This is a genomic window from Sphingobium sp. FG58 (genome assembly GCF_057809055.1).
The window spans coordinates 55,788-81,026 of sequence record NZ_JBMDJF010000010.1; the positions used below are offsets into that span (position 1 = coordinate 55,788).

Below are 25,239 nucleotides of genomic sequence, written 5' to 3' on the forward strand. Positions count from 1 at the left end.
TCGGGCGAGGGTGTCAACGCCCGTTCGGTTCAGTCCTTCCCGTCGGGCAGGTCAGCCAGCAGCTTACGCAGCGCCGCCACACAGGCGTCATATTGGTCTTTCGAGCCAGCGGCGCGCATCAGTTCCAGGTCGCTCCGCAACTGTTCGATGCGGCTGACTGCCATGGCCAGTTTCACCCCGTCGATCTTTTCCTTCAGTTCCACGACATTTTTAAGCGAATCCGTACCCGTCCAGTCCGGTTGCCGCTGGGCCAGCGTATCGACCGCGTCGAGCAATTTGCCGATCTGCCGTCCATAGCTTTCCTGCGCGACGATCGCCTGTTCGGTCTGCGGCGCGCTCGAATTCTGCTCGTTGACGATGATATTGCCGAAGGACCAGCCGCTATTGATCGACTGCCACAGCTTCTGCGGCGCCAGCGCCATGGCCGTCCAGTTGTGGACAAAGCTGTTCAGGGGATCGAACGAGGCGCTGTCGGTCATGGCAAGTCCAGCGGGAGGGTGCGGCAAGGATGACGGCGATGCAGGCACAAATCAAGCGAAGTGGCTATGACGCTCTGCTTGCCCATTGCCCGCGCCGCCTGTCACGCTATGGTCGCCTGACCATCTTATCTGCCCTTTTATCGGCGAGACCATGACACCTCCCTGGCTGCTTCCCCTGTTCGTTCTGCTGCTTGGCTATGCGCTGGGTTCCATCCCCTTTGGCCTGCTGCTGACCCGTTTTACCGGCGCTGGCGATTTGCGGCAGATTGGCTCCGGCAATATCGGCGCGACCAATGTGTTGCGGACGGGGCGCAAGGGACTGGCGGCGGCGACGCTGTTGCTGGACCTGCTCAAGGGCGCGGCGGCGGTGCTGATCGGCGCGGCTTTGATAGATGGTGGCGGGCCGATGGCGGGAGCGGCGGCCTTTATCGGCCATTGCTATCCGGTCTGGTTGCGCTTTGCCGGGGGCAAGGGCGTGGCGACGATGATGGGCGTGGTGACGGCGCTCCATTGGCCCGCCGGGTGCATCTTTGCTGCGGTGTGGCTGGGCGCGCTGTTTGGTACCAAATGGTCGTCGGTTGGCGGGATGGCGGCGGCGGTGAGTGCGCCGGTCGCCCTTTGGTTCATGGGACGGATCGAGCTGGTCCCGGTGGCGCTGGCCATGGCGCTGATCCTGCTGTGGCGGCATCGCGCCAATATCGCGCGGCTGATGCAGGGGACTGAACCGAAGATCGGGTCCAGCAAAGAGTGAGCGAGCAGGAGCGGTTCGACCGGCTGCGGCTCATCCGATCGCCGCGGATCGGCCCGGTCAGCTACCGGCAGTTGCTGGCGCGTTTCGGCACGGCGGGCGCGGCGTTGCGCGCTATTCCCGATCTGGCGGCGCGCGGGGGTGGCACGGCTAGCGTGGCTGACGCGGGCGCAGTCGAGCGGGAGATTGCCGCGTCGCGGGCTTTGGGCGCGCGCTATTTGTTGATGGGCGACGCGGACTATCCCGCTCTGCTCGACCAGTTTGAAGGCGCGCCGCCTGCACTGATCGTGCGGGGCGACGCGGCGCTGGCGGCGGGGCAGTGCATCGCCATGGTCGGCGCGCGCAATGCGTCGGCGGCGGCGGTGCGGTTCGCGCGGACGCTGGCGCAGGATCTGGGGCAGCGGGGCGCGGTGGTCGTATCGGGGCTGGCGCGGGGGATCGATACGGCGGCGCATCAGGGATCAGTGGCCAGCGGGACGATCGGCGTCATCGCCTGCGGGCTGGACGTCGTGTTTCCGCCCGAAAATCGCGATTTGCAGGCGCAGATTGCAGAGGCGGGCCTGCTGGTAACCGAGCATCCACCCGGCGTGCAACCGCTGGCGCGCCATTTCCCCGCGCGTAACCGCATCATCGCCGGACTGGCGGTAGGCACGGTCGTGGTGGAGGCTGCGCCCAAATCGGGATCGCTCATCACCGCGCGGCTGGCTGGCGAGGCCGGGCGGGAGGTGATGGCCGTGCCGGGATCGCCGCTCGACCCACGCGCGCAGGGCTGCAACCAGCTGATCCGCGAAGGCGCGACGCTGATCCAGAATGCCGACGATGTGCTGGAGGCGGTGGGCAGCATCGACATCCGCATGGTGCGGCAGGGCAGTTTCGACTTTGCAGGCGAACCGGTGTCCAGCGACGTTGCGGCGAGTGAGCGTAGCGCGGTCATCGCGCTGCTGGGCCATGCGCCGGTGCCAGTGGATGAACTGATCCGACTGAGCGGGTTTAGTCCGGCGGTGGTGCAGACAGTGCTGCTGGAACTGGAACTGGCCGAGCGGCTGGACCGGCTGGCGGGTGGAAGGGTGAGTTTGCGGTGATCATCAATCCCGTCGTGCCAGCGAAGGCTGCAATGACGGGATAGAGGCTGGCATGACGGCAGAGCCAAGGGGCTGGCGCTTGTTTCACATCTCCCCTAATCACACGCACCGCTTGACGCCCGCCGTCATCGCCTTCCAGACTCGCGCGTACGTGTGAGGCATCAAAGTTCGGGGCCGTAAATGCAGCTTGTCATCGTCGAATCGCCTGCCAAGGCCAAGACCATCGAGAAATATCTGGGCGGGGATTTTCATGTTCTGGCCAGTTACGGCCATATCCGCGATCTGCCCGCCAAGGACGGGTCGGTGGACCCGAATGACGGCTTTGCGATGCAGTGGGAAAATTATGGCGACAAGGGCAAGCAGCTCAAAGCCATCAGCGACGCGGCCAAGCAGGCCACACGCCTGATCCTCGCGACTGACCCTGATCGCGAAGGGGAAGCGATCAGCTGGCATGTGCAAGAGGTGCTGCGCGCCAAGAAGGCGCTGCCTGCGGTGGTGGACCGGGTGACGTTCAACGCGATCACCAAGGCCGCCGTGCTGGACGCAATGGCCAAGCCGCGCGCGCTGGACGAGGATCTGATCGACGCCTATCGCGCGCGCCGGGCGCTCGACTATCTGGTGGGCTTTACCCTGTCGCCGGTGCTGTGGCGCAAGCTGCCCGGCGCCAAGTCGGCGGGCCGGGTGCAGTCGGTCGCGCTGCGGCTGGTGGTGGAGCGGGAGCGGGAGATTGAGAGCTTCACCCCCCAGGAATATTGGTCGGTCGCGGCCGATATGGAGCAGGACGGCACTGCCTTTACCGCGCGGCTCGTCCGCTGGAAGGGCGAGAAGATCGAGCGGCTGACGATCGGTCGCGAGGGCGACGCGATGGCGGCCAAGGCCGATGTCGAGGCCGGGCGCTTTACGGTCGAGAAGGTCGAGACCAAGCCGCTCACCCGCAACCCGCCGCCGCCCTTTACGACATCGACCATCCAGCAGGAAGCCGCGCGCAAGCTTGGCTTTTCCGCCAGCCATACGATGCGGATCGCGCAGCAACTCTATGAGGATGGCGCGATCACCTATATGCGGACTGACGGCGTGCAGATGGACAGCAGCGCCATTTCCGCCGCCCGCGCCGCGATCGCGCAGCGCTATGATGGCGGCTATGTGCCGGACAAGCCGCGCATCTACCAGACCAAGGCGAAGAATGCGCAGGAAGCGCATGAGGCCATCCGTCCGACCGATTTTTCGCGCGACAAGGTGGGCAGCGGCGATCATGCGCGGCTCTATGATCTGGTGTTCAAACGGGCGCTGGCCAGCCAGATGGCGTCGGCGCGGCTGGAACGCACGACCATCGACATGAACGACGCCACCGGCACGCATACGCTGCGCGCAACGGGGCAGGTGGTGATCTTCCCCGGCTTCCTGGCGCTATATGAGGAAGGTCGCGACGATAGCGATGACGAGGACGGCAAGCTGTTGCCGCGCATGAGCGAGGGCGATGCGCCCGCCAAGAAGAAGGTGAGCGCCGAGCAGCATTTCACCCAGCCGCCGCCGCGCTATTCCGAAGCCAGCCTCGTCAAGCGGCTGGAGGAATTGGGGATCGGGCGTCCGTCCACCTATGCCTCGACGTTGCAGGTGCTGAAAGACCGCGACTATGTGCGGATCGAAAAGAACCGCTTTTTCGCCGAGGAAAGCGGGCGGCTGGTGACGGCTTTCCTGGAGCGCTTCTTCGAGCGCTATGTCTCCTATGACTTCACGGCGGGGCTTGAGGACGAGCTGGACGATATTTCCGGTGGTCGCGCCCAGTGGCAGGCGGTGCTGGAAGCCTTCTGGAAGGATTTTAAGCCCAAGACTGCCGAGGTTATGGAGCAGAAGCCGAGCGACATTACCGCTGCGCTCGACAAGTTTCTGGAGCCGATGCTGTTTCCGCCCAAGGCCGACGGCAGCAATCCGCGCGCCTGCCCGCTCTGCGCGGAGGGGCAATTGTCGCTGCGGGGCGGACGGTTCGGGGCGTTCATCGCCTGCTCCAATTATCCCGAATGCAAATATACCCGCAAGTTCGGCCAGCCGGGTGGCAAGGATGGCGAGGATACGGGGCCGGAGGTGCTGGGCAAGCATCCCGAAACCGGGCAGGATATCGTCAAGAAGTCTGGCCGCTTTGGTCCCTATATTGAAATGGGCGAGGGCAAGGAGGCCAAGCGCGGGTCTATCCCCAAGGATCTGCCCGATGGCGAGTTGACGCTCGACTGGGGCGTCAAGCTGCTCAGCCTGCCGCGCGAAATTGGCCTGCACCCCGAAACGGGCAAGCCGATCGTGGCGAATATCGGGCGGTTCGGACCCTATCTGCTGCATGACGGCAAATATGGGCGGCTGTCATCCACCTCGGAGATTTTCGAGGTCGGGATGAACAGCGCGGTGGTGAAGCTCGCCGAGGCCGCCAACCGTGGGCCGCGCAGCGCCGGGCGGGAGCCGCTCAAGGTGCTGGGCGCGCATCCGCGCACGGAGCTGGAGATCAAGCTGATGGAGGGCCGCTATGGCGCTTACGTCACCGACGGCACGACCAATGCGACCCTGCCCAAGACGGTGGACAAGGATCAGCTGACGCTGGAGGAAGCCGCGCAACTGATCGACGCGCGCGCGGCGGCGGCGCCGGCCAAGAAGGGCGCGAAGAAGAAAGCCGCGCCCAAGAAGGCGGCGGCGAAGAAGGCCACATCCAAGGCCGATAGCGCAGCGAAAAAGCCTGCTGCGAAGAAGGCGCCTGCGAAGAAGAAGGTGGCGGCGGCGGAGTAGATTCCTCCGCAATCGTCATCCTGACGAACGTCAGGATCCAGGGCGGCACGCACTGCGCGAGCCACCCTGGATCCCGGATCAAGTGCGGGATGACGGCGGTGGTGGGCGGAGCGAAGCTTGCCAGCGCGCACTCCGTCATCCCGCATTTGGTGCGGGATCCATTCGGGGCAGCGCTACGAGAATAAGCAGCGTAGCGCCGAATGGATCCTGACTTTCGTCAGGATGACGGTGGTGGGGAACTCTTACTCCACCCAGTCCAGCCCAATATCGCGGTAGATGCCGCGGTCATTTTCCCAATCTTCCTTAACCTTTACGTGCAGGTAGAGGTGGACCTTCACCCCCAGCAGGTTCGCCAGCTCCTCGCGCGCTTTTGAGCCTATTTCCTTCAATCGCTGCCCGCCCTTGCCCAGCACGATGGCGCGCTGGGTCGGGCGGCCGACCAGGATTTGCTGGTGGATTTCGACCGATCCGTCCTGCCGTTCCTTATATTGTTCGGTATCGACAGCGGCGGCATAGGGCAGTTCCGCATGGAGTTGATGATACAGCTGCTCGCGGGTGATTTCCGCCGCCAGCATCCGGTCTGTCGCGTCCGAAACCTGATCTTCGGGAAAATGCCATGGTCCCTGCGGCATGGCGGCGGCGAAGGCTGCTTTCAGTTCAGGCAGGCCATCGCCGGTCGCGGCGGATACGAAGAAGATTTCGTCAAAACCCAGCGTGTCGTTCAGCACCTGGGTATGGGTCAGCAGCTTTTCCTTGATGGCGATATCCACCTTGTTGAGGATCAGCCATTTGCGTTCGGTGCGATGCTTGAGCGCTTCGATGATCGGTTCCAGCTTGGGGCCACGGCCCGCCTTGCCATCCACCACCATCGCAATCAGGTCCGCGCCCTGCGCGCCGCCCCAGGCCGCTTGCACCATGGCGCGGTCCAGCCGCCGCTTGGGCGCAAAAATGCCGGGCGTGTCCACCAGCACCAGTTGCGCGTCGCCCTCTATCGCGACGCCCATCACGCGGGTGCGCGTGGTCTGCGCCTTGGCACTGGTGATCGCCACCTTCTGTCCCACCAGCGCGTTGACCAGCGTGGACTTGCCCGCATTGGGCGCGCCGACAACGGCAATGACGCCGCAGCGCTGATTGGTTTCTGAAACTTCCAACAAATATACTCCGTTTGCCTACGGCAATTTCGTCATCCCGGCGAAAGCCGGGATCCCGCTTCTTCGGTCCGGCGTGGAAGAAGAAAAGCGGGATCCCGGCTTTCGCCGGGATGACGATGATGTGTAGGCCTATTATGCCTTAAGCGAAAGCTGGCACTACCCCGTCAGCTTCTCCAGCAACGCCGCCGCTGCCGCTGTCTCGGCTTCCTGTTTCGATCCGCCGCTCGCGCTGGCTTCGCCCGCGCCCTTTATCGTCACCGATACGACGAAGCGCAGCGCATGGTGGGGGCCGGAGCGGTCCTTGACTTCATATTCGGGGGGCTTGCGCTTGTTGGCGGCGGCCCATTCCTGCAAAGCGGATTTGGGATGGCGGGGGGCGGCGGTCTGGGTGTCCACCCGGTCGGCCCAGAGGCGGCGCACCAACGTGCGCGCTTCCTCCAGCCCCGCCTCCAGATAGAGCGCGCCGATCAGCGCCTCCATGACGTCGCCCAGCACATTGTCGCTATTGGCCGCGCCATCGTCGCGCGCCTGCTTGCCCAGCACCAGATGGGTGGGGACGCCCGCGGCCCGCGCCACCTCTGCGCAGGTTTCGCCTGATACCAGCGCATTGAAGCGGCGCGACAATTTACCTTCGGGTTCGCCAGAAAAGCGCTCGAACACCCATTCGGATACCAGCAGCCCCAGCACCCGGTCGCCCAGAAATTCCAGCCGCTCATAATTCAACGGATTGGCGCTGCCATGGGTGAGCGCCTGCTGGAACGGCGCAGGATCGCGTGGTGGACGCCCGATCAGCGCCGCCAGCCAGCCCGCCGTGTCGGGTTTAGTCAAAAGCCTTCCCCGATCCGGTTCCAGCGCGCAGCCGAGAACCAGGTCCAGGGCAGCAGCCAGTTGGCGCTGCCATCGGTCGAAAATACCGAGATCATCGCCTTACCCACCAGATTTTCTTCGGGAACGAGGCCAATACCACCGCCATCGACCGCCGGGAAGCGGCTGTCGGCGCTGCGATCGCGATTGTCGCCCATCATGAACAAATGGCCCTGCGGCACCAGCACCGTGTCGCGATCATCCGCCGCGCCGTCCGGCACGAGGTCGAGGACATTATAGCTTTTCGCGGGCGCATCCTTGGTCGCTGGCAGGGTTTCGCGATATTGCGGATAGCGGCACTGCTTGCCACCGCCGGGTGCGGCTTCCTCGAAATCGGGGCGATAGCAGGGGGATTCCGCGCCTTCCTTGGCCGCCGCATCGGTCATGTTCCGCGTCACCGGAATGACGAGGTCGGCTACCTTCTGCTTGGGGATGGCCGCGCCGTTGAGGTAAACGGTGCCGCCGCGCACGGCGATCATGTCACCGGGCAGGCCGATCACCCGCTTGATATAGTCGTTCCTCTGGCTCGGCGGTGCCTTAAACACCACAACATCGCCCCGGTTGGGGGTGGACGCGAAAATGCGGCCGGGGATCAGCGGGATACTGAAGGGCAGCGAATAGCGCGAATAGCCATAGGGCCATTTGGCGACCAGCAGATAATCGCCGATCAACAGGCGCGGCTGCATCGATTCCGACGGGATATTGAACGGCGAAATGATGAAACTGCGCAGCACAAAGACGAACAGGCCCAGCCTGGCGAGGAACCAGATAAAGTCCCGCGTTTCCGATTTTGCAGTCATGGGTGGTCGTTCTATCCCTGTGAAATCGCCGATAAGGCGGCCGTCGCGGCTTTTGAGGCTTGCGCCCTGACACGTCAAGCGCGTCCTGACCGATGCAATTGGTCGAAACATTGGCTAAAGAGGCCAAGAATCGGCAGGTGCAGCGCCGGTTTCGATTTCATCGAAGAGGATATTCCATGCCGAGTCCTGCACTGGCGGCCATCGCCGCCCTGCCGCAAGCCGACCTCAAGTCGATTTTCACGACCGATCCCGATCGCCTGTCCAAGCTGGTGCTGACCCAGGGACCGATCCGGTTCGACTGGTCCAAGACCCATTTGACCGATGATCTGATGACCGGATTTCTGGCGCTGGCGGACGAGCAGGGCTTTGCCCGGCGGCGCGACGCGCTGTTTGCGGGCGAGGCGGTGAACAACACCGAAGGCCGCGCCGCCGAACATCCCGCCGAGCGCGGAGAGGGGAACCCCGACAGCGTTGCCCATGCCAAGATGCTGCATAACCGGATGCGCGGCCTGATCGACGCGATCGAAGCCGGGGCGCTGGGCGAGATTCGCCATATATTGCATATCGGCATTGGCGGGTCGGCGCTTGGCCCCGACCTGATCGTCGATGCGCTGGACGGCGACGGGGTGCGTTATGACGTGGCGATCGTGTCCAATGTCGATGGCACCGCGCTGGAGCGGGCGATCGAGGGGTTCGATCCCCATGCGACGCTGATCGCGATCGCCTCCAAGACCTTCACCACCAGCGAAACCATGTTGAACGCGGCGAGCGCGATCAACTGGATGGTCGAGGGCGGGGTGGATGATCCCTATGGCCGCGTCGTCGCGCTGACTGCCGCGCCTGACCGGGCGATGGAATGGGGCGTCGATGAAACCCGCATCCTGCCCTTTGCCGAGTCCGTGGGCGGGCGTTATTCGCTCTGGTCCTCGATCGGCTTTCCCGCCGCGCTGGCGCTGGGCTGGGATGCGTTTGAAAGCCTGCTGGAGGGCGCGGCAGAGATGGACCGTCATTTCCGCCTGACCGATCCAGCCCAGAATATCCCGCTGATCGCGGCCTTTGCCGACCAATATTATGCGCGTGTGCTGGGCTGCCAGACCCGCGCCGTATTCGCCTATGACGAGCGGCTGGCGCTGCTGCCATCCTATCTCCAGCAGCTTGAGATGGAGAGCAATGGCAAGGCGGTGAAGCTGGACGGATCGCCGGTCGATGGCCCGACCGCGCCGATCACCTGGGGCGGGGTAGGGACGGACGCGCAACATGCCGTGTTCCAGCTGCTGCATCAGGGGACGATCATCACGCCGGTCGAGTTTATCGCGTCGATCGAGCCGGGCCATGCGCTGGACCCGGCGCATCACCGCGCCCTGCTGGTCAACTGCTTCGCGCAGGGGGCGGCGCTGATGCGCGGCAAGGATAATGCTGCCGATCCCGCGCGCGCCTATCCCGGCAATCGTCCGTCCACCACCATCCTGATGGGTGATGTGACCCCGCACGCGCTGGGCGCGCTGATCGCCTTTTACGAGCATCGCACCTTTGCCAATGCGGTGCTGATGGGGATCAACCCGTTCGACCAGTTCGGCGTGGAGCTAGGCAAGGAGATTGCCAAGTCGATCGAGACCGACGGGGCGGTAGGCTTTGATCCATCGACCATGGCGCTGATCGAGATTGCGCTGGGGGCGGAATAAATCATTACAGCCGTTCGTTTCGAGCGCAGTCGAGAAACACTGAAGCGGCGCTGCACGCTTCTCGACACGCTCGAAGCGAACGGAGGTGGTTTGGCTACCAGCAGCAAGATTCCCGTTTGTAACTCCCGCGCCCAACCGCCATATCCCCCGCACCCAATCGGAGGCCAGGCATGAGCGAGTTTGATTTCGACCTTTTCGTCATCGGTGCAGGATCGGGCGGCGTGCGTGCGTCGCGCGTGGCGGCGGCGCATGGGGCGAAGGTTGCGGTGGCCGAGGAATTTCGCGTCGGCGGCACCTGCGTCATTCGCGGCTGCGTGCCAAAAAAGCTGCTCATCTACGGCGCGCATTTCGCCGAGGATCTGAAGGATGCGCGCCGCTTTGGCTGGAATGTCCCCGACTGCGGCTTTGAATGGACCACGCTGCGCGACAATGTGCTGGGCGAGGTCGATCGGCTGGAGGGTCTCTACAAGAATACGCTCAATAGCCATAAGGTCGAGATGATCCCCGAACGCGCGGTCGTGACCGGACCGCACAGCGTGAAGCTGGCGAGCGGGCGGGAAGTCACCGCCAAATATATCCTCGTCGCGACCGGCGCCTGGCCGATCATGCCGGAGATTGAAGGCGCGGAACATGGCATCACCTCCAACGAGGTGTTTCATCTGGACGAATGTCCCAAGCGCATCGTCATCGTCGGCGGCGGCTATATCGCCAATGAATTTGCCGGTATCTTCCACCAGTTCGGCAGCCATGTGACGATCGTCAACCGGTCCGGCACTTTGCTGCGCGGCTATGACGAACAGATACGCGACCGGCTGCTCCAGATTTCGATGAGCAAGGGCATCAATTTCCGCTTCAATGCGCAGATGGAGCGGATCGAAAAGACCGAGGATGGCACGCTGTGCGTCCACTTCCAGTCGGGTGATCCGGTGGCCGCCGATGTCATCCTGTTCGCGACCGGGCGCAAGCCCAATGTCGACGGGCTGGGGCTGGACAGCGCAGGCGTCGATCTGGACGACAAGGGCGCGATCAAGGTCGATGACTATAACAAGACCAGTTGCGAAAGCATCTATGCCGTGGGCGACGTCACCGACCGGCTGCAACTGACCCCGGTGGCGATCCGTGAGGGCCATGCCTTTGCCGACACGGTGTTTGGGGGGAACCCGCGCACGGTCGATTATGACTGCGTGCCGTCCGCCGTGTTCAGCCACCCGCCTCTCGCCGGTGTCGGCATGACCGAGGCTCAGGCGAAGAACAAGCTGGGGACGGTGAAAGTCTATACGTCCGACTTCCGCCCGATGAAATATGTGCTGGCGGGGCGCGAGGAGCGGGCGCTTTACAAGATGATCGTGGATGCGACGACCGACCGGGTGGTGGGCCTGCACATGATCGGTCCCGACGCGCCGGAGATATTGCAGGCCGCCGCCATCGCGGTGAAGGCGGGACTGACCAAGCAGGATTTCGATGACACGGTGGCGCTGCATCCGAGCATGGCGGAAGAGCTGGTGCTGCTCAAATAGGCGTTATTGTGGCGTGGTGGATTCGGTCGTCGCGGTCACGCGCGGTGGCAGCGTGACCGCGTCGCCCTTGTGACTGTTGCGACGAAAACGCTCCCTGGCGACTTCTTCGATCAGGGCGGTGAGTTCCGAACTTGCCTGGACGATCCGCGCCTTGTTGAAGCAGGCTTCCGCGCCATGGTCGAACGCTTCCTGACACTGGGTCGAATTTTTCACGGCGGACGACGACACCACGATCACATGCATTTTGTGCCAATGGTCATGGATCGCATCGAGAAATTCGATGCCATTTATCCCCGGAAGGCCCAGATCCAGGAGGATGACATCGGGCAGGGTACGATTGGCCATGGCCAGCGCTTCGTCGCCGCTGGACGCCATGCCGCAAATCTCGAAATGCACATCACGCGCCAGTATTTCCTCCAGCATCGCCCGGATGGTGAGGGAATCATCGACGATCAGTATCTTGAGCGTTTCCATATCTCGCCATCGCAGGTCGGACTCAATCAGCCGTTTCCAAACATGGTTAATCCCGGCTATCCGACAGCCGCAAAGGTCACCACCAGCGCATCGCGCCAGGCCGGTTGTGCGACATCCACCGCGTGGATTTCCGTAACCCCATGCAATATCCGCCGATCGTCGATCAGCATCGCGTCACCCGCCTGCGCCAGCATGAATTCACCCTGGGCCGTGCCGTCGGGCGCGCCGATGCGGGTCACGCCTTCGCGCACATTGCGCCGCTCGATCAGCATCACGAACACATGATCCACCCCGTCGCGGTGCAGGCCTTCGGGTGTCGGGCGACCGACTTCGCCGGGCTTTGCCTCGATACGGAATTGATGCATTTCGACATGAGCGGGGCCGCTCATCGGGAAATGGGCGGCGCAAAAGGCGAAGATCGCTTGGCAGACCGGATTGTCGACCGTGGCCTGCTCGACCGGATCGAACCAGCGCTGCACATCGCCATTCAGCGCATTATAGTCGCGGCTCTGATAATGGGGCTGGTGCGGCTGGCGCGTGAAGGCACCATCCTCACAGCGAAAGGTCGCATGGCGGCGGCGGCGATAGCGTCCGCCATCGGCCATATAGAGGTCCGGCCCCAGATCGTTCCAGCTGTCGGCGAAAGCGCGCCAGTCCGCCGCATCGATGCCCAGTTGCGCGAAACTTTCTTCGCCCGACAGGCGTGCATAGCCAGTCGTCGCGAGGGCGTCAGTTACCGGGTCGATCAGCGCGCTATCGGTCATCGTGCCTCCCTAATGCCCATCCGAAACGAGCGACAGGGCCGCTTTCCGCAGGCTGGCTTCACCCGATCCAGTAGGGGACGATCTGACGATTGTCCGGGTCGACATGGATCGGCCGGTCGGCGGGCGGGAAGGCGCGCTGGTCACAGCTTTGGCGCGAACAGAGGCGGCAGGTGATGCCGATCGGTGTCGCCGCACCCTCATCCTCCAGCCGCAGCCCGTCGGCATAGACGAAGTTGGCGGCATGGGCGGTCTCGCACCCCAGCACCACGGCAAAGCGGCGCGGGGTGCGGCTGTAGCTGCCCGATGGTTTCACCAGCCCCTTAGCCATCGACACATAGCGCACGCCATCGGGCGTTTCGCCCAGTTGCACGTTGATCCGGTCGGGGATGGCGACGGCTTCATGAACATTCCACAGCGGGCAGGCTCCGCCGAAGCGGGCGAATTGCAGCCGGGTGGCGCTGTGGCGCTTGGTGATGTTACCCGCCATATCGACGCGGCAGAAGAAGAAGGGAATGCCGCGCAAGCCGGGCCGTTGCAGGGTGGAGAGGCGATGGCAGGCCTGCTCGAAACTTACGCCGAACGTGCGCGCGAGCCGGTCGATATCGTGACGCATCACTCGCGCTGCTTCCCGAAACGGCGCATAGGGCATCAGCAGCGCGCCGGCCGCATAATTGCCAAGGCCGATCGCCAGAAGCCGGTCCGCGCCGGGAACGGGCAGGGCGGCCTTGGTCACGACATCGGCGATCACCGCCTGTCCCTCCAGCATCATCAACTGGTGGGCGAGCATGAATTTGCGACTTTCGGTCGGCAGCGCCGCGTTGACGAACAGCTTGCGCGTGACGCTGCTATAGGATCGCAGCGCGCTATCGGGCGTGTCGGCGATCAGCGTTTCGATGCCGTGTCGCCGCGCCAGCGCCTCGACCAGCATCCCTTCGTCCAGCGCCTGACCGGCGGTGAAGCTGGCGGCCATATCCTCGGCCAGGCAGTCGATGATATGGACATAATTGCCCGCCTCATGAAACCAGTCGCGCGCAGCCTCCCACGGCAGCCGCGCCTGCACCGTGCTGTCATTGGCGATCGCTTCCTCGATCATGTTGATGCGTTCATTGGCGCGGATATGGGCGTTGTAGAGGTCGAGATAGCGGGCCGCGAATTCGGGGAATTGCAGGTGCAATTTCTCGATCCGCTCCGGCTCCAGCGCGACGCCGGGCAGTTCGGGATGGCTGAGCGCGAAGGTGAAGGCGCCGAGCATCTGCTCATCCTCCCGCGCGTCGAAACTCGCCCAGTCGGTCGGAAAGGCATTGGCGAGCGCGGCCTTGACCTTGGCGGTCAGGGGGCGATCGTCATTTTCCATCTGGGACAGGTAGGACACGGATATGCCCAGCGCCTGCGCCATCGTCGCCTGGTCCATGCGATGGTCCAGCCGCAACTGGCGCAGCCTTGGTCCTGCAAAGATACGATTGCCGCGTGCCATGGTGGTTGCCTGTCTTTTGTCTAACCCAACCGCCGTTCGTTTCGAGCGAAGTCGAGAAACCGGTGTGGCACGTTTCTCGACTTCGCTCGAAACGAACGGATCAAGCTGACATGATCACGCTTAACTTCGCATATTTCCCGGTAAATCGGATATAATCTTGCGCTAGCCTGATCCTATCGGAAAGTCCTTGGCGCTGGACCAGGACGGTAAAAGGCCCGCTGCGCAAGGGTTACGCGGCGGGCCTTTTCAGTGCGTGAAGCGAGAGGCGGACGAGCCGCGTCAGAGGCTGTTCCGGCTGATCCGGCCGGACAGGCGTCTGCGCTTATTCGTCATCATCCTCCGCTTCGGGTCCGGCCATCAACGCTTCGGCGACCACATCGGTCTTGCCCCGGATCGCCTTTTCGAGACGGTCCGCCATTTCAGGATGCGTTTTCAGAAATGTCTTGGCGTTTTCACGACCCTGGCCGATGCGGACCGAGTCGTAGGAGAACCAGGCGCCCGACTTCTCGACGATCCCGGCCTTGACGCCCAGGTCGAGAATCTCGCCGATCTTGGAGATACCCTCACCATACATGATGTCGAATTCGACCTGCTTGAACGGCGGGGCGACCTTGTTCTTGACCACCTTCACGCGGGTCGCGTTGCCGACAATATCCTCGCGATCCTTGATCTGACCGGTGCGGCGAATGTCGAGGCGAACCGAAGCATAGAATTTGAGCGCGTTGCCGCCGGTCGTGGTTTCCGGGTTACCGTACATCACGCCGATCTTCATGCGCACCTGGTTGATGAAGATCACCATGCATTTGGAGCGCGAGATCGAGCCGGTCAGCTTGCGCAGCGCCTGGCTCATGAGGCGCGCCTGAAGGCCGACATGGCTGTCGCCCATCTCGCCTTCAATTTCCGCGCGCGGCACCAGCGCGGCGACCGAGTCGATCACCAGCACGTCGATGGCGTTGGAGCGCACCAGCGTATCGACGATTTCCAGCGCCTGTTCGCCCGTGTCGGGCTGCGACACGATCAGTTCGTCAATGTCGACGCCCAATTTCTTGGCATAGCCCGGATCGAGCGCATGTTCGGCGTCCACGAAGGCCGCGGTGCCGCCGCCCTTCTGCGCTTCGGCGATGACATGGAGCGCCAGCGTCGTCTTGCCTGAGCTTTCCGGGCCGTAAATCTCGATGATCCGCCCCTTGGGCAGGCCGCCAATGCCCAGCGCAATGTCGAGGCCCAGCGATCCGCTGGAGATGGCTTCAATCTCCAGCTTCTCCCGGCTGCCCAGCTTCATCGCAGAGCCTTTGCCAAATGCCCGGTCGATCTGGGCGAGCGCGGCGTCCAATGCTTTTTGTCTGTCCATAGTCCCGTTCTTCTTGGAATCGATGAGTGTGAGCATAGCGGACATCGGCCTATTCCCTGTCAAGCGGACTGCGCCGATTCTCTCGACGCCTGGCGATGATGTATCCTGTTTGTTCTAGTAGAACAAGGGGGGAACGGAAATTTCCTATTCGCCCAATATTTTTCCCAAGGCCCGCTCGACCGCGCCGATCGTGAAGGGCTTGGCCAGCGTCGGCCGATCGGCATGATGGGATGGCAGATCGTCGGCCATGCCGCCGGTCGCAAAGACGAAAGGCACGCCCTTCTGCACCAATATGTCGGCGACGGGCCAGCTTTTCTCGCCCTGCAAATTGCAGTCGAGCAGGGCCGCGTCAAAGCCACCGTCGCGGGCATGGGCGCAGGCTTCGTCGACCGAGGCGGCGACCGCGTGCAAGCGGTAACCCAGCGCGTCGAGATAATCCTCCAGCATCATGCCGATCATCGCTTCATCTTCGACGATCAAAATGCTCTTGCCACCCGACATGCCCTGGCGATCCCCTGTTGATACGCGCCTGCGCTAACCCATCGTTACGGGAATGGACAGGATAATCACCTTGATCGAGCGCAAGTTATTGGGGGGTCATTCCGCCACGGGCCGCATAGCCAGCGCGTCGCGCGCCGCTTCGGCCAGCTGGTTGACCGAGAAAGGCTTGGGCAGGAAGGCGACGTTGGCGATGTCGATCGACTTGCGCAGCTGCTCCTCGGCATAGCCGGACATGAACAGGACCGGCAGGTCGGGGAAAGCGCGACGCGCTTGCGCCACCATGGCGGGACCGTCCATATTGGGCATCACCACGTCAGAGATCAGCAGGTCGATCGCGACGTTCCCGGCCAGCACCTCCAGCCCCTGTTCGCCGTCGCTGGCGGTCAGCACGGTGTAGCCCTGCCGCACCAGCGCCCGTTCGGCGACGGCGCGGACCATATCCTCATCCTCCACCAGCAGCACCGTGCCGGTCCCCCATGTCTCGCTGCGCTTGACCGGCGGCTTGACCGGGGCGACATCCTTCGCATCGGACCCGGCATAGACCGGCAGGTAGATGACGAAGCTGGCCCCGCGCCCCGTTTCGGATTCGGCGAAGATATAGCCGCCCGATTGCTTGACGATGCCATAGACGGTGGAAAGGCCAAGGCCCGTCCCCTTGCCCAGTTCCTTGGTCGTGAAGAAGGGCTCGAAAATCTTGGCCAATATGTCGGGCGGGATGCCAAGCCCGGTGTCTGACACGCGCAGTGCGGTATAGTCGCCCACGGGCAATATCTGCTGGCGCATTTCGCGCACCTTGATCGCGGGGACGCCATAGGTCTGGATATTGAGCGTGCCGCCTTCGGGCATGGCGTCGCGGGCATTGACCGCCAGATTGACGATCACCTGCTCCAGCTGGCCGGGATCCGCGCGCACCGCGCCCAGATTGCGGCCATGGCTGACGTCCAGCTTCACATTTTCGCCGAGCAGGCGCTTCAAAAGATTGGAGACGTCCGCGACAATGTCCGGCAGCTGCAATATCTGCGGCCGCAATGTCTGCTGGCGCGAGAAGGCGAGCAATTGCCGGGTCAGCCCCGCGGCGCGATTGCTGTTCGACTTGATCTGCTGGATGTCGTCATAATCGCTGTCGCCCGGCGTATGGCGCATCAGCATCAGGTCGCAATGGCCGATGATCGCGGTCAGGATATTGTTGAAATCATGCGCGACGCCGCCGGCCAGCTGGCCGATCGCCTGCATCTTGGTCGCCTGCGCCACCTGCCGCTTGAGCTTGGATTCCTCGCTATTATCCTTGAGGGAGAGCAGCACCGCCGCCTCGCCAAGGCCGCGCACGCCCGCCAGGCTCAGCGCGATCGGTTCGTCGGGCTGGTCGCGCATCCTGACTGCAATGTCGCCCGACATTTGCGGGCCGACGGCAAAGCGCCGCACCGCGTCGGCGACCGCCGCCTGATCCTCCCGCACGACCAGATCGCCGGGATAGCTGGGCTTGTCGCCGGGTTTCAGGCCCGCCACCCGCGCAAAGGCATTGTTGACGAACAGCACCCGCCCGTCGCGGTCGGCCATGGCGAGGCCAAAGGGCAGCAGCGAGAGCAGCGTTTCGATATAGGAGAGCGCCGACGTGCCGCCGCCGCCCGCCGGTTCGTCGATCAGCAGCAGCAGCATCGGGCCGTCCTGCGCGCTGGCCTGCGCCGATACGCCATTGCCCTGGCTCGCGCGCTTCAACGGCACCTGCAACAGACGCAGCGGCAGGCCGCCCTGCTCCTCGCGCGCCAGGAACAGCCGCCCCTTGTCATCCACCCGCATATGGCTGGCGAAATCCCGGCCGGTAATGTTGGCGTCGATCCGCCCGGCGGCGCGCAGCAGGAAGGCGCCATTGGCGGCGCGGATGCGGCCCTCGCCCCCGATCATCACCGCCATCACGCCCGCCTCGCCCATCTGGCGACCTGCTTCGCCGGTCAGGAAGCGGTTGACGTCGTCCAGCGCGCTGGGCTGGCGCACCGGGGTGAAGCGCCAGAGCAGATAATCCTCCGCCCGGCCGGTGCGCACCACTTCGACGTCCAGTCGGAGCGCGCCCTGTACGAGCCCGCCCACCTTCGCCTCCCCATCGCGCCAGGCGGCACGGGCGGCGACGGACAGGCTTTCGGTCAGCGCTGCGTCGCCAGTGATGCCGGGGGGCGTGGGATAGCCGGGGAACCATTCGCCAAACAGATCGCTGGCGCAGACCAGCCGCCCGGCGCGATCGGTCACCGCAATCGCCATGCTGGAGGCGTCGGCGGCGGCGCGGGCGACGGTCCAGTCGGGAATCGCTTCCTTGTCAGAGAGTTGCGGCGGATAGAGCCGGCGATACCAGGCCATAAGCGCCGCGATGGTCAATATGGTCGCGGCGAATCCGCCAGCCAGCAACCAGTTGCCAATCGCATAGAAAACCAGCCCGGCCGACAGGGCCGCCGCCAGCAGCAGGAGCGGCAGGACCAGCCCCGATCGCGATTGGGTCAGCCACGCATCCCCATTGCTGTTTACCCGCGCGGCCATGGACGGCCTTCCCCCTGCATCGACACTGAATAGACCTAGCCTGCCTTAAAGGACAGAAGCGGCTTTCTCCAATGCGCTGCTTTCATGGACCTTGCCAATCCTCAATTTGCGCGCCTGCCATTTGCGGCCCATGCGGTGACGCCAGAACCAGTCGGCGATGACATAGCCGATGATCGCCGCCCCGACCGAGATGATCGATAGGCCAAGCAGCATGGCGGGCGCGGCTTCGGACACCAGCCAGGCGGTCCACTGGCCGATCGTGGCATGATGATCGACCAGCGTCATGAAGCCCGATGCGTCGGCGCTGCGGCCCAGCATCCAGTTGCCGATATAGACCGACAGCCACAGGATCAGCGGGGTAGTGGCCGGGTTGGACAGGAAGGTCATGGCGGCGGCGACCGGGATATTGGCGCGGAACGGCAGCGCCAGCAGCGCGGCCCCCGCAATCTGCACGCCGGGGATCAGCAGGAAGATGCCGACCAGCAGCCCCAGCGCCACGCCGCGCGGCACAGAGCGACGGGTAAAGCGCCACAGCGACGGCTCCAGCACGCGGTGGGCGACGGGGGCGAGGAACTTGTTATGCTCCAGGCTTTCGCGCGTCGGCGCATTGGCGTGCCACCAGCGGCTGAGGCGGTTGTCCATCAGCCCTTGTCCCGCATGATGCGCTGCTGGTCGCGCTTCCAGTCGCGATCCTTGATCGTCTCGCGCTTGTCGTGATTCTGCTTGCCCTTGGCCAGCGCCAGCTCGATCTTGGCGCGACCCTGGCTGTTGAAATAGACCATCAGCGGCACCAGCGTCATGCCCTGGCGCGACACGGCGCTGTGCATCTTGTGGATCTCCCGCTCATGCAGCAACAGCTTGCGGGGGCGTTTGGGCTCGTGATTTTCGCGGTTGCCATGGCTATATTCGGGGATGTTGCTGTTCACCAGAAACACCTGATTGCCCTTCACCTCGGCATAGCTTTCGGCGATGGAGCCTTCGCCGCCGCGCAGCGCCTTCACCTCTGTCCCCTGCAGGGCGATGCCTGCCTCGAACACATCTTCGATAAAATAGTCAAAGCGCGCGCGCCGGTTTTCGGCGACGATCTTTTTCTTGTCGAAGGTTATGGGACGAGGGCGGGCCATAAATTAATCTAACACCAAATATCTAAATTGCCGTTCGTGCTGAGTAGGGGCTGAGCGAAGTCGAAATGCCGTATCGAAGCATTGGCACGCCACTCAGTCCTTCGATACGGCATTTCGACAAGCTCAATGCCTACTCAGGACGAACGGAAGATGGGGTATGCACAGGCAATAACCAAATCCTCAAACCAGCCCCGCAATTTCCAGCGCGCGATCGACCGCGGCCCGGCTGGATTCCGACGGCCAGGTGATCGGCAGGCGGACGTCACCGGGCATGTCGGGCCGCACGCGCGTGAGCGCATATTTAACCGGGCCGGGTGAAGAATCGCTGAACAGGGCATCATGCAAGGGATAGAGACGATCCTGCAACGCCAAGGCACCATCCCAATCGTGGCGCGCGCAGGCCGTCTGGAAATCGGCGACCAGGCGCGGCGCGACATTGGCGGTGACGGAGATGCACCCCTTGCCGCCCATGGCGTTGAATCCCAGCGCGGTTTCGTCATTGCCCGACAGCTGGCAGAAATCCGGGCGGCAGGCGAGACGCTGTGCGGTGACGCGCCCCAGATTTCCGGTGGCGTCCTTGATCCCCACGATCGTCTGATATTCTTCGGACAGGCGGTGGATCACCGGCACGCCGATATCGGTGATGGTACGGCTGGGGACGTTATAGAGGATGATCGGCAGGTCGCAGCGTTCGGCCAGATAGGCGAAATGCTGATAGACGCCGTCCTGATTGGGCTTGTTATAATAAGGCGCAACCACCAGCGCGGCGTCCGCCCCCGCCCCTTGCGCAGCATACATATGTTCCAGCGCGATTCGGGTGTCGTTGGAGCCGCAGCCCGCAATCACCGGCACGCGCCCGGCGGCCTGATCGACACAGATGGCGATGACGCGATTATGCTCCTCGACCGTCATGGTCGCGCTTTCGCCGGTGGTGCCGCAGGGGACGAGCGCGCTCGATCCTTCGGCGATTTGCCAGTCGACCAGCGCGCGAAACGCCGCCTCATCCACCGATCCGTCGCGAAACGGGGTCACCAGAGCCGGAATCGAGCCGGAAAACATGATTAAACTCCTTCAATTCTCCGGCCGGCCGGGGCATGATCGGTCAAGCGGCGCGCTATAGCGCGTCATTCAGGCGCTGATAAGGATGCATTTGCGATAATGTCCAGCATGGCGACGCCCCGCATTGTCGAAAGTTATTGGATCCGTATGCCTCTTATTGCCCTTTTGCTGTTCACCGCTGGCGCGAGCGCCCAGACCGAAGGGCAGGCTCCTGCGGCCGCGCCTGCCTATCCGCCCGGTGCGGTGGTCCAGCCATTGCCGGGACAGGGTGCGCCGTCTGACCAGTGGAATCAGGTCGCCAGCCGCGTGGGCATGGCCAGCGATTCGGCGATCGGCGCGACCATCAGCCAGTGGCGCACGCTCCAGCAGAGCGATGGGCTGGGTTTTGCCACTTACGCCAATTTCATCACCGCCAATCCCGGCTGGCCGGGCGAGGACCGGATGCGGCGGCTGGCGGAAACCGGGATCAATCCCGACAGCTATGATCCGCGGCAGGTCAGCGCCTTCTTCGCCCGCTTCCCGCCGCGCACCGCGACCGGCCATGCCCGCAACGCCACGGCGTTGGTGCAGATGGGCCGGATGGACGAGGCGCGAGTCGCCGCGCGCAAGGCCTGGATCGGTGGATCGCTCAGCGTCGCGGACGAAGCGCGGTTGCTGTCCCTGTTCAGCTCCAGCCTGACGCCCGCCGATCATGACCAGCGCGCCGACATGCTGCTGTGGGGCAATGATACGACCGGCGCGGCGCGGATGCTGGCTTATGTCTCGCCCGGCAGGCGCGCCGTCTATCAGGCGCGCATCGCCTTCCGCCGCAAGGCACCCGACGCCGCGATGCTGATGCAGGCCGCCGAAGCGGTGGGCGCGAATGATGGTGGCTTCGTCGCCGACAAGGCGCTGTGGCTGCGCGACAGCGGCAACTGGGTCGCGGCGCGCCAATATCTGGCGAATCGCACTCCGCTCACCTACCGCCCCGCCAACGCGGAGAAATTCTACGAGGTGCTGCTGGGGCAGGCGCGCGCTGCCGCCAATGACAGCCAGTGGAGCTTTGCCTACGGCATTTCCAGCAAGATTGACGACGCCGTACCGCCGGGCATCGACCTGTCCGATCAGCCGATCGGCGTGCGCGATGATTATACGAGCCTCGCCTGGCTGGCCGGGTCCACGGCCTTCTACAACCTCAATCGTCCGACCGACGCGGTGACGATGTTCCGCCGCTATGCCGATGCGGCGAAATCGCCCCAGACCAAGTCGAAGGGCTATTATTGGGCCGGTCGCGCGGCGCTCCAGTCGGGCGATGCGGCGACGGCCAACAGCTATTTTGCGCAGGCCGGGGTCTATCCCGACCAGTTTTACGGCCAGTTGGCGCTCGAACGGCTGGGTCGCGCGATCCCGCCGCCCGCCACCGTCGAGCGCCCGGTGCCGATTTCCGCCGCCGAGCGGGCCGCGTTCGAGCAGCGGTCGGTCGTCCGCGCGGTCAAGGCGCTGGGGCAGATGGGTTATTGGGAGGATCAGGGCAAATTCGCCCGCGCGATTGCCAATGGAGCCGACAGCGACACCGACCATTATCTCGCCGCGGAACTGGCCGAACGGATCGGCCGCACCGACATGAGCGTGATGGTCGGTCGGCGCGCCGTGTCCAGCGGACTGACCGGCTATGGCACCAGCGCCTTCCCGCGCGTTCCCGTGCCGCCCACCGCGCAATATAATTGGACCATGGTCCACGCGATCGCCCGGCAGGAAAGCCAGTTCGACAAACAGATCGTCAGCCATGCAGGCGCACGCGGCCTGATGCAGCTGATGCCCGGCACCGCGCGCGAACAGGCGGGCAAGCTGGGCCTCAGCTACAATCCCGCCTCGCTCAATGAACCCAGTTACAATATCATGCTGGGCTCGGGCTATTTTCAGCGGATGCTCGATTATTATGGCGGCAGCTATCCGCTGGCGGTGGCGGCCTATAATGCCGGGCCGGGCAATGTGAACAAATGGATCGCCGCCAATGGCGACCCGCGCCTGCCAGGGGCCGACATGCTCCGCTGGATCGAACAGATCCCGATTTTCGAGACCCGCAACTATGTGCAGCGGGTGCTGGAAAATGCCGTCGTCTATGAAGCGATGAACCCGGAACGCGCGAAATTTCGCGGGACCAGCGCGGTGCTGAGCCGCTATCTGGGGAAACAGACGCCGGGGTAATCCAATATGTTCGCGCAGAGGCGCAGAGGCCGCCGAGGGTTTGGAGAGCCGCTGCGCGGCGGGTCACGCAAGACGACCGGAGGTCATCAAAAATCTCTGCGCTCTTTGCGTCTCTGCGCGAACAAAATTGCCTGACCCATAAAGCACAGGATAAGGGGATAGCATGACCATCCCCTATCCCAATTATATCTCGCCCGAAGGCTTTGCGAAGCTGCGCGCGGAATATGACCATCTGCTGGGTGTCGAGCGGCCCGCGATCGTCGAGGTGGTGAGCTGGGCGGCGGGCAATGGCGACCGGTCGGAAAATGGCGACTATCTTTATGGCCGCAAGCGGATGCGGGAGATCGACTTCCAGTTGAAGCGCCTGTCGAAGAAGATGAAGGACGCCAAGGTGGTCGATGCCCGCGCTCAGCCGGACAAAGCCCGCGTCTATTTCGGTGCGACCGTCACGATCGCCGACGAGGATGACAATCATCGCACCGTCACGCTGGTCGGCAATGACGAAACCGATATCGAAGCAGGCCGGATCGGCTGGTCCTCCCCCATCGCCCGCGCGCTGCGTGGCGCGGCGGTGGGCGATCTGCGCCGTGTGATGCTGCCGTCGGGCGAGAAGGAGTATGAGGTGATGGGGATTACATATCCGGGGTGAGAGTGTCCGTCATCCCAGCGAAGGCTGGGATCTCTCTTCTTCTGACGCAACACTCGCAAAGAAAAGAGAGATGCCAGCATTCGCTGGCATGACGGTGATATATCAGCCTCGCCCCAGCACCATCGCCGCTGCCTTTTCCGCGATCATCATCACCGGCGCGTTGGTGTTGCCGGACGTGATCGTGGGCATCACCGACGCATCGACCACGCGCAGGCCGTCAATGCCATGCACCCGCAACTGCGCGTCCACGACAGCGCGCGATCCGGCGCCCATCGCGGCGGTGCCGACGGGATGGAAGATGCTGCTGGCGATTGCGCCGACGCCTTCCAGTATCGCCGCGTCATCCTGCCGATCCGGGCCGGGGCGGAATTCGCGCGGGGCGTAGGGGGCCAGCGCCGCCTGGCCCACGATGGCGCGCGTTACCCACACCGCCTCCACCGCGACCTGTTGGTCCTCGGCTGCCGAGAGATAATTGGGCCGGATCGCGGGCGCGGCCATCGGGTCTGCTGACCCCACCCACACGCTCCCCCGGCTTTGCGGTCGTAAATTGCAGACGCTGGCGGTGAAGGCGGGAAAGGGATCGAGCGCGCCGCCGAACGCGGCCAGGCTGAGCGGCTGGACATGATATTGCAGGTTGGCCGTTTCAAAGCGCGGGCTGGATTTCACGAACAGCCCCAGCTGGCTTGGCGCCATCGCCATCGGGCCGGATCGGCGGGCGAGATATTCCATCCCCATCCATGCCTTGCCCAGCAATGACGACGCCCGCGCATTGAGCGTCACCGCGCCGGTGACAGCCCAGGCGCAGCGTATCTGGAGATGGTCCTGCAAATTCTCGCCCACGCCGGGCAGATGGTGGACGCTATCGATGCCCAGCGCGGCGAGTTTGCTGCCGTCGCCAATGCCCGACCGCTGGAGGATGGCGGGCGATCCGATCGCGCCTGAACTGAGCAATATTTCGCCCTCGGCCCGCGCCTCGCACACTCCACCGTCCAGCAGGAACCGCACGCCGGTTGCGCGCCGTTGCTCGATCATCACCCGGTCAATGCTCGCCCCGGTGACGACGCGCAGATTGGGTCGCTGCATTGCCGGGCGCAGGAAAGCATCCGCCGCGCTCCAGCGCCGCCCGCGCCGCTGCGTCACCTCGAAATAGCCCGACCCCAGATTATCGCCGCCGTTGAAATCGTCGCTATGCGGCACGCCATATTGCCGCGCGGCTTCGCGGAATTTTTCCAGCAAGTCCCAGCGCAGCCTTTGCCGTTCGACCCGTATCTCACCGCCTGCGCCATGCGCGTCGCTTGGCCCGCCGAAATGATCCTGCGCGCGCTTGAAATAGGGCAGCACATCGTCCCAGCCCCAGCCGATATTGCCCGCCTGCCGCCAGCCATCATAGTCGCGCGCCTGACCGCGCATATAGATCATGCCGTTGATCGATGAGGAGCCGCCCAGCACCCGGCCACGCGGATAGCCGATCGACCGGCCACCCAGCCCCGCCTCATTTTCGGTCTTGAGGCACCAGTCGGTGCGCGGATTGCCGATGCAATAGAGATAGCCGACCGGCACCCTGATCCACAGCCAGTCATCCTTGCCGCCCGCCTCCAGCAGCAGGACGCGGGTCGACGGGTTGGCGCTCAGCCGGTTGGCCAGCACGCACCCCGCGCTGCCCGCGCCCAGGATGATATAGTCATAGGCACCGAAATCGCGGGGCATCGCATCTCCCTCTCCGCCAGCGACCATGGCGCGAAAAGGTCGCCCGCCGCAAACCGGGCGGGCGATATGTCGCCCGCTAATCGTGCGGGCGCAGCGACCGGTTGAGGCTGTCCAGCACTTCGGCGATCGGTTCGGTCACTGTCACGCTGCGGCCTTCGCCAAAGCGGATGCGGGTGCCGTCATTGACCGACGAGACGAAGGTGACTTGCGACGCGTTGACGGCGGTTTCGGTGCGGTCAGTGCCCACGAACATGACGAGCATGGCTTCCTCTCCTTTTTATGGATGCACAGCCTATCGCCATTTGCGCGCGATGCCAGAGGGATTTCTGCC

Annotated in this window: 22 protein-coding genes; 7 read left to right on the forward strand and 15 right to left on the reverse strand. The window is 63.9% G+C overall.

From position 1 onward, the window contains the following. Positions 1-29: 29 nt before the first annotated feature. Positions 30-479 carry a hypothetical protein gene (locus ACODR8_RS13470; RefSeq protein WP_489007720.1) on the reverse strand — a complete coding sequence of 150 codons (450 nt, stop codon included), beginning with the start codon at positions 477-479 and terminating at the stop codon, positions 30-32. A 151-nt stretch (positions 480-630) separates the two neighbouring features. On the opposite strand from ACODR8_RS13470, the gene plsY reads away from it, so the two are divergent. The 3 genes from plsY to topA all read left to right on the forward strand — a co-directional run bounded on the left by plsY (position 631) and on the right by topA (position 5,078). Next, the gene (gene plsY / locus ACODR8_RS13475) at positions 631-1,230 is read left to right on the forward strand and encodes a glycerol-3-phosphate 1-O-acyltransferase PlsY (protein WP_489007721.1); all 600 of its coding nucleotides are present in this window, start codon (positions 631-633) and stop codon (positions 1,228-1,230) included. Continuing rightward, a complete protein-coding gene (gene dprA / locus ACODR8_RS13480) occupies positions 1,227-2,309 on the forward strand; it encodes a DNA-processing protein DprA (protein ID WP_489007722.1) in 1,083 nt (360 codons plus the stop codon). The genes plsY and dprA overlap by 4 nt, the downstream gene beginning before the upstream one ends. 180 nt (positions 2,310-2,489) lie before the next feature. Continuing rightward, a complete protein-coding gene (gene topA, locus ACODR8_RS13485; protein ID WP_489007723.1) occupies positions 2,490-5,078 on the forward strand; it encodes a type I DNA topoisomerase in 2,589 nt (862 codons plus the stop codon). 242 nt (positions 5,079-5,320) lie between these two features. Here topA and era read toward each other — a convergent pair whose 3' ends face one another. The 3 genes from era to lepB form a co-directional block, all read right to left on the reverse strand. Next, positions 5,321-6,229: a GTPase Era gene (gene era, locus ACODR8_RS13490; protein ID WP_217672363.1), complete on the reverse strand. Its 909-nt coding sequence runs from the start codon at positions 6,227-6,229 to the stop codon at positions 5,321-5,323. A gap of 156 nt (positions 6,230-6,385) precedes the next feature. Then, complete coding sequence (gene rnc, locus ACODR8_RS13495; protein WP_489007724.1) at positions 6,386-7,057, reverse strand: ribonuclease III; 672 nt, start codon at positions 7,055-7,057, stop codon at positions 6,386-6,388. Then, on the reverse strand, positions 7,054-7,893 hold the full coding sequence (gene lepB, locus ACODR8_RS13500) for a signal peptidase I (protein WP_489007725.1): 840 nt from the start codon (positions 7,891-7,893) through the stop codon (positions 7,054-7,056). The genes rnc and lepB overlap by 4 nt, the downstream gene beginning before the upstream one ends. Before the next feature lie 176 nt (positions 7,894-8,069). Between lepB and pgi the strand changes: the two genes are divergently transcribed. Both pgi and gor read left to right on the forward strand, forming a co-directional pair. Beyond that, positions 8,070-9,575, forward strand: coding sequence for a glucose-6-phosphate isomerase (pgi, locus tag ACODR8_RS13505; protein WP_489007726.1), 1,506 nt, complete (start codon positions 8,070-8,072; stop codon positions 9,573-9,575). A 170-nt stretch (positions 9,576-9,745) separates the two neighbouring features. After that, complete coding sequence (gene gor / locus ACODR8_RS13510; protein ID WP_489007727.1) at positions 9,746-11,092, forward strand: glutathione-disulfide reductase; 1,347 nt, start codon at positions 9,746-9,748, stop codon at positions 11,090-11,092. Positions 11,093-11,095: 3 nt separating this feature from the next. Here gor and ACODR8_RS13515 read toward each other — a convergent pair whose 3' ends face one another. From ACODR8_RS13515 to dapA, 9 genes are all read right to left on the reverse strand, one after another. Then, positions 11,096-11,566, reverse strand: coding sequence for a response regulator (locus ACODR8_RS13515; RefSeq protein ID WP_489007728.1), 471 nt, complete (start codon positions 11,564-11,566; stop codon positions 11,096-11,098). A gap of 56 nt (positions 11,567-11,622) precedes the next feature. After that, entirely contained in the window at positions 11,623-12,330 is a 708-nt protein-coding gene (locus ACODR8_RS13520) for a 2OG-Fe dioxygenase family protein (protein ID WP_489007729.1), read from the reverse strand. Positions 12,331-12,388: 58 nt separating this feature from the next. Further along, on the reverse strand, positions 12,389-13,804 hold the full coding sequence (locus tag ACODR8_RS13525; RefSeq protein ID WP_489007730.1) for a helix-turn-helix domain-containing protein: 1,416 nt from the start codon (positions 13,802-13,804) through the stop codon (positions 12,389-12,391). Positions 13,805-14,126: 322 nt separating this feature from the next. Beyond that, positions 14,127-15,200 carry a recombinase RecA gene (gene recA / locus ACODR8_RS13530; RefSeq protein ID WP_006959190.1) on the reverse strand — a complete coding sequence of 358 codons (1,074 nt, stop codon included), beginning with the start codon at positions 15,198-15,200 and terminating at the stop codon, positions 14,127-14,129. A 99-nt stretch (positions 15,201-15,299) separates the two neighbouring features. Then, the gene (locus ACODR8_RS13535) at positions 15,300-15,656 is read right to left on the reverse strand and encodes a response regulator (RefSeq protein ID WP_489007731.1); all 357 of its coding nucleotides are present in this window, start codon (positions 15,654-15,656) and stop codon (positions 15,300-15,302) included. 96 nt (positions 15,657-15,752) lie between these two features. Next, complete coding sequence (locus tag ACODR8_RS13540; RefSeq protein ID WP_489007732.1) at positions 15,753-18,182, reverse strand: hybrid sensor histidine kinase/response regulator; 2,430 nt, start codon at positions 18,180-18,182, stop codon at positions 15,753-15,755. Between the two features lie 45 nt (positions 18,183-18,227). Beyond that, positions 18,228-18,824: a DUF2062 domain-containing protein gene (locus ACODR8_RS13545; RefSeq protein ID WP_489007733.1), complete on the reverse strand. Its 597-nt coding sequence runs from the start codon at positions 18,822-18,824 to the stop codon at positions 18,228-18,230. Further along, on the reverse strand, positions 18,824-19,306 hold the full coding sequence (gene smpB / locus ACODR8_RS13550; protein ID WP_489007734.1) for an SsrA-binding protein SmpB: 483 nt from the start codon (positions 19,304-19,306) through the stop codon (positions 18,824-18,826). The genes ACODR8_RS13545 and smpB overlap by 1 nt, the downstream gene beginning before the upstream one ends. A 180-nt stretch (positions 19,307-19,486) precedes the next feature. Then, positions 19,487-20,365, reverse strand: a complete 879-nt coding sequence (gene dapA / locus ACODR8_RS13555; RefSeq protein WP_489007735.1) for a 4-hydroxy-tetrahydrodipicolinate synthase — start codon at positions 20,363-20,365, stop codon at positions 19,487-19,489. 99 nt (positions 20,366-20,464) lie between these two features. Between dapA and ACODR8_RS13560 the strand changes: the two genes are divergently transcribed. Both ACODR8_RS13560 and greB read left to right on the forward strand, forming a co-directional pair. Beyond that, positions 20,465-22,552, forward strand: coding sequence for a lytic transglycosylase domain-containing protein (locus tag ACODR8_RS13560; protein ID WP_489007736.1), 2,088 nt, complete (start codon positions 20,465-20,467; stop codon positions 22,550-22,552). 163 nt (positions 22,553-22,715) lie between these two features. Further along, a complete protein-coding gene (gene greB, locus ACODR8_RS13565; protein ID WP_489007737.1) occupies positions 22,716-23,201 on the forward strand; it encodes a transcription elongation factor GreB in 486 nt (161 codons plus the stop codon). Positions 23,202-23,303: 102 nt separating this feature from the next. Here greB and ACODR8_RS13570 read toward each other — a convergent pair whose 3' ends face one another. Next, positions 23,304-24,908 carry a GMC family oxidoreductase gene (locus ACODR8_RS13570; RefSeq protein ID WP_489007738.1) on the reverse strand — a complete coding sequence of 535 codons (1,605 nt, stop codon included), beginning with the start codon at positions 24,906-24,908 and terminating at the stop codon, positions 23,304-23,306. Between the two features lie 76 nt (positions 24,909-24,984). Next, positions 24,985-25,170: a hypothetical protein gene (locus ACODR8_RS13575; RefSeq protein WP_006957563.1), complete on the reverse strand. Its 186-nt coding sequence runs from the start codon at positions 25,168-25,170 to the stop codon at positions 24,985-24,987. Between the last annotated feature and the right edge of the window lie 69 nt (positions 25,171-25,239).